This is a genomic window from Candidatus Pelagibacter sp. PS_31, assembly GCF_059417865.1.
Genome location: NZ_CM182069.1, coordinates 640,863 through 655,545 on the forward strand (window position 1 = coordinate 640,863; position 14,683 = coordinate 655,545).

Genomic DNA, 14,683 nt, shown 5'->3' on the forward strand with positions numbered 1-14,683 from the left:
TTTATTGGATTTTTGAAGCTTTAACTATTTCAGCTTTTTCTTTTAATGTGGTACCTATTATTTTTGCTAAATCTTTTTGGCTCTTTAAAATTGGATCCACTATCAAAGTAAATTGATCATCAACTGTAGAATTGATATTTTTTGCATTAACAATGAGCTCTATTTCATGAATGTCACCTTTTAGTACCGAGTCTATTAAAAACGCTCTTTGCGTTGGTAAAAAATCTATCCAACTAGGTAATGGTTGATCATTTGATAATCTTGCTGAATATTGTACAGAACCTTGACCTTCAAGTTTGAACGTTTTATCTGAAAATTCAAATTTTTTATAATTTTCATCAAATTGTTTAGCAACTGGATTTTGTTTTTGAATAGGTTCTGTTACTTTTGCAATGTATTTTTTACCTAAACCACTAAATTTATTCTTAATTTCATATGCAAATAATTCCGTACCCCCTACTATGGTGTCTCTTGTAGTAATATCAATTCCAACTGAGGTATAAACTTGTGCAATTGAATGTTGCATTTTAGAAAATGAAATGTCTCTTCTTAGTTCAGCAACAAGAGTACCCGCTTCTTCTCTAATTAATTCTAACTCACCAAATCTTGCAATTTTTTGTGCGTTTCGAACTTGGTCGGCAATTTTTGTTGAAACTTTTAAATAACGTTCAGCCGTATCATATTCTTCCATGCTCATTTGAAAATCGATATTTGCTAAATGAACTTGTGATAAAATAGCCATAGATAAAGCAAGACGTTGTTCTTTAATAATTTCTGTATTTGCCTCATTCATTTTCTTAATCGATGGTGCTCTAAAGACATTTAATAAGTTTGCGCCAACTGAAGAACCAAATTCAAAATTTGATTTATTTTGTAGATAATCATTTGAAGAACTTGTGAAAGCTGCGTTAATATTAAAATTAGGTAACAAAGATCTTAATCCAACTTTAGTTTCAGCAACGGATATTCTTTCTTGATATCGATTTTCTAATAACTCTGCTCTACTAACTAAAGCATGTTTTTCCATGTTTTTTAAATCCATGTCTAAAATATTGATAGGTTGATTGGTTGCTACTAATTTATAGCTTTGGTTGGGCAACAATCCCATTAAGGTTCCTAATTCAATTTTAGAATTAATTAAAGTTTGTCTTTGTGTAATAAGAGCTCTCTTTATATCTAGCAATTCTTTTTGATACAAAAGTGCATCCATTGGTTTTTGTAGCAACATCTCTTCTATTTTTTGAGAGTCGCTTAAAGCTATTTTTACTTTTTTAATTAAAGGATCGTATTTTTGAATTAACTTATCTGCAGAAAGAGCATTCCAATAAGATCGAATAACTTCTTTTGCAATATTGTTAGCTGATTTTTTTTCTATCTCTTTTGCAATTAAAAATCGATCGCTTGTTTGCCCTGCTCTGATATAAGACAAACCAAAATCAAGTGCGTTCCAAGCAAAACCTATATCTTGATCAACGACATCTCTATTTCGTGATGTAGAGTATGTAGACCCTTTGGATGCTGCTATATCATTATTTCCAACAGTTGCACTTGTGGATGATTGATAATTGTCACTTCCAGAATAACCTGCATTAGCTGACATGGTTGGTAACATGTCAAACTTTACGTCTTTCAATTGACGGTCCGCTAATGCGGTTTCGAATAATTTTACTTTTAAATCTTTGTTATTTTCGATTGCAAGGGCGATCGCTGTATATAAATCAATGTCTAAGTTTTTTTGTAATATTTCATTTTGCTTTCTAATTTTTGAAATTTTTTCAATATCTTCATCAGCAGATTTCTTTAAAAAATCAAAAGAAAATGGCAATGGGCCTCTATTGGCGCACGAAGCCAACAAGCTAAGGCTTAAGATTAATACAATTTTTATAATTTTTTGGTACACGAACTCTTTATAAATCATTAGAAATATTCTAATAAAGGTTGAGTGACCAGTTTGGGGTTTTAAAGGTAAAAGTGTTTATTTCTTAAACTTTTTTTTAATTTTTTAATTATTTTCAGGAATTGAAGGTGTATCACTAGACTTTTCTTCAATGATATCCAAAACTGATTCAGTAGGTGTTAACTCACCTCTAGATATAATTGTTAAAGCTAAGCTACAAATTATAAATAAAGTTGCAACTACTGCAGTAGCCTTCCCCATAAAATTACCTGCAGATCTGGAAAGCATAAAATTATCCTGAGAGACACCTATGCCAAGAGCACCACCTTCTGATTTTTGTACAAGTATCAAAAGTACAAGTATTGTTGCTAGCACTAAGTTGACTACTAATAAAATATTTTCCATGTGGCTTAACTATACGTTTTTTTGACTATATCAATAAATTTTTTAGCACTTTGAGATGCACCACCAATCAAAAAACCATCAATATTATTAATTTTTTTTAAGTTTGTAATATTTTCAGGGTTGACTGAACCTCCATATAAAACTTTTGGCAATTTATCTCTAAATTTACTTTTAATAAATTCTATAGTTTTAAAAAGATCATATGATTTTGGTATAATGCCACTGCCAATAGCCCAAACAGGCTCATAAGCAATAAAAATATTAGATTTATTTTTAATATTTTTTAGACCAATTTTAATTTGTTTAGATAAAATTGAACGTGTCTTTTTTTTTCTTTTTTCACTTAAAGTTTCACCAATACAAAAAATAACTTTTAATTTAGCTTCGAGAGCACTTTTTATTTTTAGATTAATTAGTTTATCACTCTCACCTTGTTTTCTATTTTCAGAATGACCAATAATTACAAAATGCGCACCAATGTTTTTTAACATACGGGAATTAACATGGCCAGTGTGAGCACCATAATCTTTGCTTTCATGACAATTTTGTCCACCAATACCAATTTGACAATTATTAAATTTTTTAGCAAAAGAACTTATTAAAGTATTTGGAGGGCAGTAAATTAATCTACCTCCCTTTATTTCTTTAGATTTTGAAAATCTAATAACTTTATCCAATGTATTTAAAGAAGATAAATTCCCATACATTTTCCAATTAGCTACAAAATACATATATTTATTTGTCATAATGAAAAATTTAATCTATAGCTTGGTATTTTAAAGATCAATAAATTAATGAAGTAATGATAAATCCTTTTAAAAATTTTTCTAAAAAGAAAATTGGTGGTCTACTACTAATTTTTGTAATTATAGTAGCTTTTGGTTTTGGTGGTTTTGGTGGAGGATTTAGCACTGGCAATCAAAACAACATAGCTAAGATAAATAATACTAATATTTCTACACAAGATTTTATGGATTATTTAAATGAATCAGGATTAAGCCAACAGGTAATTAAAGAAAATATCGATAAAAATATTATAGAAGAACTTTTATCTACATTAGTATCCACGACTCTTCTTGATCTTGAAATAGAAGAACTTAATCTTTCAATCACAGAAGACGTATTGATTAGAAAAATTAAAAATAATAAAAATTTCCATGATGAAAATGGATTATTTCAAAGAACATTATATGAAAAATTTTTATTAACAAATAATTCTTCTGCAGCCATGTTTGAAATACGCTTGAAAAATAATGAACTTCAAAAACAATTATTTACCTACATAAGTGGTGGAACAAAATCACCAGAATTTTTAATTAATAAATTTTATAAAGAAAATAACAAAAAATTAGATATCGAATATATCGATCTAAGTACCTTTTATAAAAAAAAGGAAATGTTTACAGATAACGATATTAAGTTTTTCGTTGAAGAAAATGCAGAAAAATTAAAACAAGATTATATTGATTTCTCTTTTGTTGAAATTAGCCCAAAAAACTTACTAGGTATTGATGATTTTAATCAAGCATTTTTTGATAAAATTGACGATATAGAAAACCAAATATCAAAAAATATTGACTTTAAAACTATAGTTAAAAATTTGGATATTTCCCCTACCGAAGTTAACTCATACATAAATTTTGATAATAAAAAAATAATAGAAAATATGATCTATAATTCAAGAGAAGATAAAATTGAAATTCTTGAAAATAATGGTGCTTATATTTTTTACAATATAAATAATTCAATCTCTAAATTGCCAGATCTTGAAAATCCTATAATTAAAGAACAAATTACAAATCTTCTATTTCAAAAAGAAAAGCTTGAATTTAATAAAAATATTTTAGAAAAAATTAATAAAAAAACATTCAATCAAGTGTCATTTGATGAGTTTGGTAAAAACAATATAAAAGAAATTAAGCTAGATTCTATAAATGATACTAAAAAATTTGAGACAAACTCAATTCAAATACTCTATTCTCTTCCTATTAATTCTTTTACATTAATTGCAAACAATGAAAATGATGTGTTTATTGCAAAGACTATAAAATACGAAGAAAAAAACATTAACAAAAATTCTGCTAATTTTGGAAAAATATCTTCTGAAGAGGGAGCTCAAAGTAAAAATAATATTTTAAAATCATATGATTTATTTTTAAATAACAGATACCAAGTTGTTGTGAATGAAAAAACACTTGAGCGAGTTAAAAATTATTTTAAATAATGTTAAACAGAAACTTTAATGATTTTAAGTTTCAACATAAAAGAAACAAAAATCAAATCCTCTACACCACTAGGAAAATAAGAAATGATGACGAAATCCTAAATCTAATAGATAATTTTCTTCTAGAAAAAAATAGTTTTGTTTTTGAATCCGTAGAAAAGGGAAAAATAAGAGGTAGATACACTATTTTTGGTAAAAACCCTGATAAAATTTGGGAGTTCAATAATAATAATTCATATTTAGTTACAAACAAAACTAAAAAAAGAATTAAAGGAAAACCTGAAAAAATTATAGAAAAGATAATTGAAGAATTTAAATTTAAGATACCATCAGGTCTTCCTCCTATTAGTTCATTAATTTCTGGTTATTTTTCTTATGATTCAATTAGATACATAGAAAAAATTCCAAACAAATGTAGAGATGATTTAAAACTACCTGATGTAAGGCTTTTAAGACCAAGGGTGTTAGTTGTCCACGATAACTTGAAAAAAAAGATTTTTTATATTGTTAATATCTTTAAGGATGAAAAAATTACAAACTATAAGAATAAATACCTTGAAATTGAAAAACAAATAAATGAATTATTAATTCAAGCTTCTCTCCAAAAAAAAGATTTTAATAAAGCCATTGTCAAAAATATAAAAATTAAATCTAATACAACCAAAAATAAGTTTTTAAAGATGGTAAACAAAGCTAAAAAATACATAAAAATTGGAGATATTTTTCAAGTCGTCTTAAGTCAAAGGTTTGAAGCTAAATTGTCTAAAAGACCATTAGAAATTTATAAAAAACTTAGAATTACTAACCCATCTCCATTTATGTATTTTTTTAATTTTGATGATTTTCAAATTATAGGCGCTAGTCCAGAAATTTTAGTAAGACTAAGAGATAACAAGATTACTGTTAGACCAATTGCTGGAACTAGACCTAGGGGTAAAGATTTAAAAGAGGATAACTTTTTTGCAAAAGATTTGCTTAAAGATAAAAAAGAACTTTCTGAACATTTGATGCTACTTGACTTGGGTAGAAATGATGCTGGTAAAGTTTCTAAAATAGGAACTGTTAAAGTTACAGATAGTTTTATGATCGAGAAATACTCTCATGTAATGCATATAGTTTCCAATGTGATGGGTATTTATAATAATAAAATTTCAAAATTTAAATCACTACTTGCTGGATTTCCTGCAGGGACTGTTTCTGGTGCACCTAAAATTAGAGCTATGGAAATTATTGATGAGCTAGAAACCACTAAAAGAAAAGTATATGCTGGGGGTATAGGTTATTTTTCTGCGAATGGTGAGTTTGACACATGCATTGCATTAAGAACTGCTGTTGTAAAAAATAAAAAATTTTATGTCCAAGCTGGTGCAGGAATAGTAGCTGACAGTAATCCAATTAAAGAATACGAAGAAACTGTTAATAAAGCCAAAGCTTTAATGAATGCATTAAAATAATGAAAATTTTATTAATAGATAACTATGATAGTTTTACATTTAACTTATATCACTATGTATCATCACTAGGCGTTAAAGTTGATGTGGTTAGAAATGATAAAATCACCCATACACAAATACTAAAAATTAAATATGACAAAATTATTATATCACCAGGACCAGGTAATCCAAATCAATCAGGAAATTGTATTAAAATAGTAAAAGCACTTTATAGAAAAATACCAATTCTTGGAGTATGTTTAGGTCATCAAATTATTGGCCAAGTTTTCGGTTCAAAAATTATTCAAGCAAAAAAGTTAATGCATGGGAAAACTAGTTTTATAAAATCAAAAAAAATAGGTATACTTAAAAATCTTCCCTCTAAATTTGAAGCTACAAGGTATCACAGTCTTATAGTTGATAAAAAAACGTTATCTGATCATCTTGAAATTACTGCAGAAACTGAAGATGGAATTATCATGGGCATAATGCATAAAAAATATAATATTCACGGTGTTCAATTTCACCCTGAAAGTATAAAAACTACCATTGGAATTAAAATATTAAAAAATTTTATTAATTACAAAAGTAAATGAAAGTTTTCATAGATAAATTAAAAGATAAACAAGACTTATCGTTTGCTGAAAGCAAAAATGCTTTTGAAATACTAATGGATGGTAAAGCATCAGATGATGAGATATTTGATTTTTTAACTCTACTTTCATCTAAAGGTGAGAGCTCAGATGAAATTGCTGGAGGGGTTTTTGTATTAAGAGATAAATCTAAAAGAGTTAACGTTAATGACTGTATTGATACATGTGGAACGGGTGGAGACGGTATGAACACACTTAATATTTCAACCGCTTCAGCACTACTTCTATCTAGTATGGGGATAAAAGTTGCAAAACATGGCAATAAAGCTGTTTCCTCTAAATGTGGTTCAGGAGATGTTTTGGAAGCTTTAAATATAAAGATAGATTTAGAGCCTAAAAATATTGAGGAACAAATTGAAAAAAATAACTTTGGTTTTATGTTTGCACCTAACTATCACAGTGCAATGAGATTTGTTGGTCCTACTCGAAAAAAAATAGGAAAAAGAACAATTTTTAATATGATTGGTCCCTTAAGTAGTCCTGCACTAGTTAACAGGCAAGTAATTGGTGTTTTTGATAAAAAACTATTAAAAATTTTTGCTAATGCTTTGAATAATTTAGATATTAAATTTGCCTGGATTGTAAATAGTGAAGATGGATTAGATGAAATATCACCCTATTCAAAAACTAATGTTGTTCAATTAAAAGATGGTAAAATTTCTGAAATATTAATTGATCCTATAAAACTAAATATAGGTGCAAATAAATTTGAAGATTTACTTGGTGATGATGCAAAATTTAACGCAAATAAAATGTTAGATATATTCAAAGGTGAGGATAATGATTTTTCAAAGGCTGTTTGTTTAAATGCTGCAGCAGGTCTTATCGTTTCAGAAAAATATACAATTTTTATTGAAGCTTATAACGAAGCAAGAACACATATATTGTCAGGAAAAACATACAATGACTTAAAGGAAATTCAAAATGTCTAAAGATGTACTAGAGGAAATTATTAAAAAAAAAATTGAAAAAGTTGATTTATTAAAAAAATCAATTTCATTAAATTTTTTAAATGAACAAATAGATCAAAATAAATCATTTATTAACTTTAAAGATAAAATTCAAAACAACATTGATAATAATAAAATCTCTCTAATTGCAGAAATAAAAAAAGCAAGCCCATCTGCTGGTATTATAATTGATGATTATAACCCTATAGAAATAGCAAAAATCTACAATAACAATAAAGCAACATGTTTATCAATTCTTACTGAAGAAGATTTCTTTTTGGGCAGCCTAAGTGACATTAGTAAAGTGAAAGAAAAAATAAATTTACCTGTTTTATGTAAAGATTTTTTTATTGATAAGTTTCAAGTACCTCTTGCAAAAAGTTATGGTGCGGATGCAATATTAATTATATTAGCTGGTGTCTCTGACGACCTTGCTAATGAATTATATGAAGAAGCAATGAGACTTAATATGTCAATAATTGTTGAGGTCCATACAATTGAAGAAGCCGAAAAAGCTCTTAACTTTAAAGAAGCATTAATTGGAATAAATAATAGAAATCTTAAAACTTTAAAAACAGATCTTAATACAACTTATGATATCTATAACGTCTTAAGTAATCACTCCTCCCCTTTAATTTCTGAAAGCGGCATTAAAACAAAGGAAGAACTTCTTTCTTTAGAGAACAAAACAGAAATAAAAACTTTTTTAATTGGTGAATCACTTTTAAAAAATTTAAATAAAAATTCTATTTTTTCCATTCTCTAGTAAAATAAGCCCCTATTTTAAACATTTTTTAGCTATTGCAGAATTAAAAGAACACTTGTAGAACAGATTTTGTACTTTATTTGTTCTTATGCTAACTAAAAAACAAAAAAACCTGCTTTTATTCATCAACAAAAAATTGAGAGCCTCAGGTGTATCTCCTTCATACGAAGAAATGAAAGATTCTTTAAATTTAAAGTCTAAGTCAGGAATACACAGATTAATAAGTGCCTTAGAAGAAAGAGGTTTTATTAGAAGGTTGGCTCACAAAGCTAGAGCTTTAGAGGTTATAAAACTTCCTGAAACAGCTTCTGCTAATGATATTTACAATAGCTTTTCACCTAGTGTTATTAAGGGTGGTCTAGATACAGAAAATACTAACTTAAATGAAATGGAAATTCCTGTATTAGGTAGTATAGCAGCAGGAACACCTGTAGAGGCAATACAAAATGAAGTTTCTCGTATACCTCTTCCAAGCAATCTTGAAAAAAACGGTCAATATTTTGGTCTAAAAGTTCAAGGTGATTCAATGATTGAGGCTGGCATTAATGAAGGTGATACTGTTATCATAAAAAGATCTGACACTGCTGATAACGGTAAAATTGTAGTAGCTTTAATAGATGAACACGAGGCAATGTTGAAAAGAATTAGAAGAAAAGGAAAAACTGTAGCGCTTGAAAGTGCTAATAGAAACTATGAAACCAAAATATTTGGTCCAGATAGAGTAAAAGTTCAAGGTATTCTTGTATCTTTATATAGAAACTTCTAAGAAAATAGTCTAAAAATCATTGATGTCAAAAGTAGCAACAAGATTTGCTCCCTCTCCTACTGGAGCTCTTCATATTGGTGGTGTAAGAACTGCCTTATTCAATTGGCTATATTCTAAAAATAAAAATGGGACCTTTCATCTAAGGATTGAAGATACAGACAAGGAAAGATCTAAAGATGAACATAAAATTCAAATTATCAAGTCTTTAAAATGGATTGGTATTGAGCATGATGGTGATGAATACATTCAATCAACTAAAATTGATGATCATGTAAATGTAGCTAATGAACTGCTTAAAAATGGTCATGCTTATAAATGTTATTGTTCAAGTGATGAAATAGAAGAGCAAAAAAAACGAGCGAGACAAAAAAAACTTCCTTATGTTTACAATAGAAAATGTAGAGATCTTCAAGAGTCTAATGCGCCTACAATTATCAAACCAGTAATTAGATTTAAAAGTAAAATTAAAGGAACTTCAATTCTAAAAGATTTGGTGCAAGGAGATGTTGAAATTGAGAATACTACAATAGAGGATTTTATAATATTAAGAAATGATGGAACGCCAACATATAATTTATCTGCAACCGTTGATGATCATCAAATGAATATGACCCATATCATTAGAGGCGACGATCATAAGATTAATACATTCAAACAAATGCAAATATACTTAGCAATGAAATGGGAAGTTCCTCAATTTGCACATATACCTCTTATTCATACAATAGAAGGTAAAAAATTATCAAAAAGAGATAATGCATCAACTTTAGATGACTACTCCAAAATAGGAATAATGCCTGATGCATTGAGGAATTATTTACTGAGATTGGGCTGGTCTTTTGAAGATAAAGAAATATTCACTCTAGATGAGAGCATTAAGTACTTTAACTTAGAAGGTATAGGAAAATCACCATCTAAACTAGATATGAGTAGAATTCTATCAATGAACGAGCATTATATTAAAAATATTGATGAAAATGATTTATTTAATCAACTAATAGAATACTGCAAATTATATAAGAGTGAAATTAAGTCAGATAAAAAAGATAAGATCAAAAAATCTCTAACTTTCTTAAAAAATAAAGCAAAAACATTAGAAGATATATTTAATAATGGTCAATATATTATTGTCGATGAGATAAATTTTAATCAGGATGACATTAAGATCGTTGATGATAAGGCAAAAAAAATCATTTCTGCTTTCAATGCTCAATTTGCTATCATAGATAAAATTAGCAAAGAAACATTGGAGCCAATAATAAATGAACTAATTAAATCAAATAATACAAATTTTAAAGGAGTTGGTCAGCCTTTAAGAATAGCTTTAACAGGTTCAAAATTTGGACCTGGCATATATGATATAATTATTTCACTTGGAAAAGAGGAAGTTATAAAAAGATTAACTAATAAGAAACTTAGTTAATACGGAAGAAGCTTCATCAGAAGATGAGGTTTTTGATCTAATTTTAGTTAAAGTTTCATCACACTCATTGATTTGTTTTTTCATTAATTCTGGATTTTTTAAAAAATAAACAACAGAGTCGTAAATCTCTTTAGCATTACATTCTTTTTGTATTAATTCAGGAATTATCTCTTTGTTGTTAATAATATTGATGATATTAGCAAATTTTGTTTTCACCAACATTTTAACAATTAAAAAATTCAAAAAATTCATTTTATAAATAATTATAGAAGGAACTCTTGCATTACAAATTTCAAGAGAAACAGTTCCAGATTTAGAAACTGCAAAAATAGATTTATTTAAAATTTGTTTTTTAATATTTTCTTCAGAAATGACTTCAACATTTTTTAAATTTATATTATGAATTTTTTCACTAATTAAATTTTTATTATCCTCAGTAGTATGAAAAATAAAAGTAAAATTATTAAATTTTTTATTCATCATATTAATAAAATCTATCAAGATAGGTAAAAGTAAATTAACTTCCGACGATCTACTTCCAGAAAAAAGAGAAATAATTTTTTTATCATTAGATATGATGTTATTTAGATCTATTTTGTTTTTTGACTCTTCTTCTAGCAACGGATGACCGACAAAAGTATTTGGAATATTTTCTTTATCAAAGTATTTTTTTTCAAAATCAAATAATAATAAAATATGATCTAAAAACTTTTTAAATTTTTTTACTCTGCCCTCACGCCATACCCATACTTGTGGTGCTACATAATGAATAGTTTTTATATCATTGTTTAATTTTTTAACTTTTTCTGCAACTCTTAATGTAAAATCAGGACTATCTACACTAAACAAAATATCTGGATTAAATCTTATTATCTCTTCTACAGTTTTATCTATTTTATTCTTTATTTTAAAAATATTTAATAAAACACTTGTAAAGCCGATGTGGGTAATTTCCTTTAGCTTAAAAATAGATTTTATTCCTAACGAATTTAAATGTGTTCCACCGACACAAGCATATTGAATATTTGGATTATTTTTTTGGACTTTGGATATGACTTTAGAGGCAAGTTTATCTCCAGAGGGTTCACCAGTTAATATAAAGATTTTTTTCATTTTACTGAGATAAACATCTTATTTCTATTCGCAAATTTTATGCATTTGATTTTATCTAAAAAAACATGTTGTTTGTTTTTTATAACTATACCCTTTAAACCAGCAGTCTTACTTTGTTTGATAGTTTTTAATCCTATCGTTGGCAGATCTACTCTCAAGTCTTGTTTTTTTTTGGGAAACTTAACTAATACTCCATGGTTTCTAAATATTTTGCTTTTGCTTTTTTCAAGCATTTTTTTAGTCCCACCTTTTCCTTCTATAGAAATCACTTTTTTGTTTCTAACTACAACAGCTTGGCTAAAATTATATTGTCTTAAATTATTTAATGTTTTAATTGCTATTTTAATATCTAATTGATCTTGTTTGTTTGGTTTTATCTTTGAATAGTTACCTTTCGTTAAAGATAATTCGGGATTAAATTTAAGAGAATTTTCTGTTTTAATCTTATTTTGAGCAAATATCTTAATAATTTCTTTAAGTATCGCTGCATCTCCAAGCTTTGAGGCTTTGATTATTCTTGGTATATAATAAATTCCTTTTAAATCTAATTTTAATTTAGAAAAGTTTGGTTTATTTACTTTTCCAGCAAATAAGACTTTTTTACAGTTATTTTCCCTAAGAATATTAATAATTTTACCGAATTGACCCATGGATACAGCAAAAGAATTTTTATCTTTCTTAAATTTCTTTGTTTTTGATAAATCAATTATCAAATATTTTATTTTATTTTTTTTAATTGTTTTTAGAATTTCCTTTGGAAAATCAGTATCACCAAAAATTAATCCTATCATCTTATGAAAATGGTGTGCAAATAGATCTTTTTTTATCTTTTGTTATAAATTTAATTACATCTTTAACTAACTGATTTTCTTGAAAAGAACCATTCAATTTACTTATATTTTCATTAATATTTTTTGTAGCAAAAATTTCTTTGTAAGCGTCACTTAAACCTAAGATATCCTTGTTTTCATACTTAGCTCTTCTCAACCCTATTAAGTTCAATCCTTGCAATGAATTTCTATTTCCAGTAGACAATCCATAAGGTATTACGTCATGTAACACACCCGTCATTCCACCAATCATTGCCATTTTTCCAATCCTAGTGAATTGTTGAACAGCGGAATTGCCGCCAATAACAACATGGTCCTCAATAATTGCATGACCACCTAAAGGTACATTATTTGCAATTATTACATTATTACCAACATGACAGTCATGAGCGATATGTGATGAAATCATAAATAAACAATTATTTCCAATAACTGTTTTACCCCCACCACTAACTGTACCAGGGTTTATTGTTACATGCTCTCTAATTTTGTTATTATCACCAATTATTAAATTAGTAGGTTCACCATTGTATTTCAAGTCCTGTGGATCATTAATTGAAACAAAAGGATAAATCTTATTTCCCTTTCCAATTTTAGCACTTACAGAAATATTAACATGAGAATGAATGATAGTATTTTCATCAATTTCGACATTTGGACCAATTATACAATATGGACCAATCTCAACATTTGAAGCTATTTTTGCTTTTGGATCTATTATTGCTGTTTTATGGATCATTTATTATCTTTGATGAATTTTTTTAAATCTTTAGCAGGATAACCCATTTGTTTAGTATTATCAGGAATATTCTTTATAACACCGGATCCACCTCCTATTTGTACATTATTACCAATTTTTAAGTGTCCAGATATTCCTGCTTGACCACCAATCATCACATTATTTCCTAATGTAGAGCTTCCAGCAAATCCAACTTGACCAGCAATGATGCAATTTTCTCCGATCTTATTATTGTGAGCAATATGAACTTGATTATCAATAAAGGTATTCTTGCCAATTACAGTATTAGACAAAGAGCCCCTGTCTATTGTAGATCCACAACCTATTTCACAATTATCTTCAATTATCACAATTCCTATGTGAGGATATCTAGTATTTCCATTTTTATTTGGGAAAAAACCAAAACCTTTTTTTCCAATTACACATCCATCTAAAATATAAACGTTATTTTTAATTAAAGTATTTCTGATGATAACATTAGATCCAATTGAACAATTATCACCAATGATTACATTGCTTTCAATTATTGAATTATGCCCTATTGAAGAATTGAGCCCAATTTTAACATTTTTTCCAACCAATACATTTTGACCATGTTTCACAGTCTTATGTAAAATTGTTTTTTCAATATTTTCAGTTTGGGGATCAAAATCATCAGTAACAGAATCCGGATAAAATATTTTAGTAATTATAGCAGTAGAGATAAGAACATTATCAACCTCAATAGGTTTACAATTATTTGGTAATATACTTGATAATTGCTTAGTAGTTAAACAATAAGCAGCTTTAGTGATTGAAGCCACAGCTTCATATTTTTTTGAATGAAAAAAAGTAATATCTGTATTCGATGCTGTAACAAGATCCTTGATATCTAAAATATTTGTTTCTACATATTTATGTTTATTATTAATATTTGCAGAAATTAAGATATCATCAATTTTTATAGGACCTTTATTCTTAAAAAATGGATTATTCATTGATAAAGTTTTTTATCAAAAATTTTAAAGGTTTGCTTATCAAGAATTATTACTAATTATTTTTTATCTACGATAGTAGCTGACCATAGAGCGTCAGCCATTTTTTTTCCATCAACAAATGCTTCACCCTTATACTTCCAGACTCTTCCATGAGATCTAATTGCTTCTATATTTAGTTCTAGCTTACAGTCTGGAATAACTGGGTTTCTAAATCTTGCTTTTTCAATACCCATTAAAAAAACAAGTTTGTTTTCATAAGTTTCTCTATCAATACCATGCGCGGTAAGAGCTGCAGCTGCTTGACCAAAAGCTTCAACAATCAAAACTCCTGGCATAACGGGATTACCAGGGAAATGTCCTTGTACAAAAAAACTATCTTTCTTAACATTAACAATTGCCGTTGCAGAAAATAATTTTTTGATATTAATTAATTCTTCTATAAGAAGCATGGGCTCTCTATGAGGTAATAAATTGATTATTTCTTTTTTATTTAATTTATTGGTCATA

The 14,683-nt window shown here is 27.5% G+C and carries 15 protein-coding genes; 7 read left to right on the forward strand and 8 right to left on the reverse strand.

The window, feature by feature from the left end; translation table 11 throughout:
- Window position 1: 1 nt before the first annotated feature.
- The 3 genes from AC5SLN_RS03420 to AC5SLN_RS03430 form a co-directional block, all read right to left on the reverse strand.
- Complete coding sequence (locus tag AC5SLN_RS03420) at window positions 2-1,918, reverse strand: TolC family protein (protein ID WP_494594163.1); 1,917 nt, start codon at window positions 1,916-1,918, stop codon at window positions 2-4.
- An 84-nt stretch (window positions 1,919-2,002) separates the two neighbouring features.
- Window positions 2,003-2,302: a preprotein translocase subunit SecG gene (gene secG / locus AC5SLN_RS03425; protein ID WP_006996993.1), complete on the reverse strand. Its 300-nt coding sequence runs from the start codon at window positions 2,300-2,302 to the stop codon at window positions 2,003-2,005.
- A gap of 5 nt (window positions 2,303-2,307) precedes the next feature.
- Window positions 2,308-3,048, reverse strand: coding sequence for a triose-phosphate isomerase (locus AC5SLN_RS03430; RefSeq protein WP_006996994.1), 741 nt, complete (start codon window positions 3,046-3,048; stop codon window positions 2,308-2,310).
- Between the two features lie 56 nt (window positions 3,049-3,104).
- On the opposite strand from AC5SLN_RS03430, the gene AC5SLN_RS03435 reads away from it, so the two are divergent.
- The 7 genes from AC5SLN_RS03435 (at window position 3,105) to gltX (ending at window position 10,517) form a co-directional block, all read left to right on the forward strand.
- The gene (locus AC5SLN_RS03435) at window positions 3,105-4,526 is read left to right on the forward strand and encodes a SurA N-terminal domain-containing protein (RefSeq protein ID WP_494594165.1); all 1,422 of its coding nucleotides are present in this window, start codon (window positions 3,105-3,107) and stop codon (window positions 4,524-4,526) included.
- On the forward strand, window positions 4,526-5,980 hold the full coding sequence (trpE, locus tag AC5SLN_RS03440) for an anthranilate synthase component I (RefSeq protein WP_494594167.1): 1,455 nt from the start codon (window positions 4,526-4,528) through the stop codon (window positions 5,978-5,980). The genes AC5SLN_RS03435 and trpE overlap by 1 nt, the downstream gene beginning before the upstream one ends.
- On the forward strand, window positions 5,980-6,555 hold the full coding sequence (locus tag AC5SLN_RS03445) for an aminodeoxychorismate/anthranilate synthase component II (protein ID WP_018414084.1): 576 nt from the start codon (window positions 5,980-5,982) through the stop codon (window positions 6,553-6,555). Before trpE ends, AC5SLN_RS03445 begins: the two co-directional genes overlap by 1 nt.
- Window positions 6,552-7,544, forward strand: a complete 993-nt coding sequence (gene trpD / locus AC5SLN_RS03450; RefSeq protein WP_494594169.1) for an anthranilate phosphoribosyltransferase — start codon at window positions 6,552-6,554, stop codon at window positions 7,542-7,544. Before AC5SLN_RS03445 ends, trpD begins: the two co-directional genes overlap by 4 nt.
- Window positions 7,537-8,328, forward strand: a complete 792-nt coding sequence (locus AC5SLN_RS03455; RefSeq protein WP_494594171.1) for an indole-3-glycerol phosphate synthase TrpC — start codon at window positions 7,537-7,539, stop codon at window positions 8,326-8,328. Before trpD ends, AC5SLN_RS03455 begins: the two co-directional genes overlap by 8 nt.
- A gap of 88 nt (window positions 8,329-8,416) precedes the next feature.
- Window positions 8,417-9,094, forward strand: a complete 678-nt coding sequence (lexA, locus tag AC5SLN_RS03460) for a transcriptional repressor LexA (protein WP_271487021.1) — start codon at window positions 8,417-8,419, stop codon at window positions 9,092-9,094.
- 22 nt (window positions 9,095-9,116) lie between these two features.
- The gene (gltX, locus tag AC5SLN_RS03465) at window positions 9,117-10,517 is read left to right on the forward strand and encodes a glutamate--tRNA ligase (protein WP_494594173.1); all 1,401 of its coding nucleotides are present in this window, start codon (window positions 9,117-9,119) and stop codon (window positions 10,515-10,517) included.
- On the opposite strand, the gene lpxB is transcribed toward gltX, so the two are convergent.
- The 5 genes from lpxB to fabZ are packed head-to-tail and all read right to left on the reverse strand — an operon-like array spanning window position 10,494 to window position 14,682.
- On the reverse strand, window positions 10,494-11,630 hold the full coding sequence (gene lpxB, locus AC5SLN_RS03470; protein WP_494594175.1) for a lipid-A-disaccharide synthase: 1,137 nt from the start codon (window positions 11,628-11,630) through the stop codon (window positions 10,494-10,496). The genes gltX and lpxB overlap by 24 nt on opposite strands.
- A complete protein-coding gene (locus AC5SLN_RS03475) occupies window positions 11,627-12,421 on the reverse strand; it encodes an LpxI family protein (RefSeq protein WP_494594177.1) in 795 nt (264 codons plus the stop codon). The genes lpxB and AC5SLN_RS03475 overlap by 4 nt, the downstream gene beginning before the upstream one ends.
- 1 nt (window position 12,422) lies before the next feature.
- Window positions 12,423-13,199, reverse strand: coding sequence for an acyl-ACP--UDP-N-acetylglucosamine O-acyltransferase (gene lpxA, locus AC5SLN_RS03480; RefSeq protein ID WP_494594179.1), 777 nt, complete (start codon window positions 13,197-13,199; stop codon window positions 12,423-12,425).
- On the reverse strand, window positions 13,196-14,176 hold the full coding sequence (gene lpxD, locus AC5SLN_RS03485) for a UDP-3-O-(3-hydroxymyristoyl)glucosamine N-acyltransferase (RefSeq protein ID WP_494594181.1): 981 nt from the start codon (window positions 14,174-14,176) through the stop codon (window positions 13,196-13,198). Before lpxD ends, lpxA begins: the two co-directional genes overlap by 4 nt.
- A 56-nt stretch (window positions 14,177-14,232) precedes the next feature.
- A complete protein-coding gene (fabZ, locus tag AC5SLN_RS03490) occupies window positions 14,233-14,682 on the reverse strand; it encodes a 3-hydroxyacyl-ACP dehydratase FabZ (RefSeq protein ID WP_271487002.1) in 450 nt (149 codons plus the stop codon).
- Window position 14,683 lies beyond the last annotated feature (1 nt).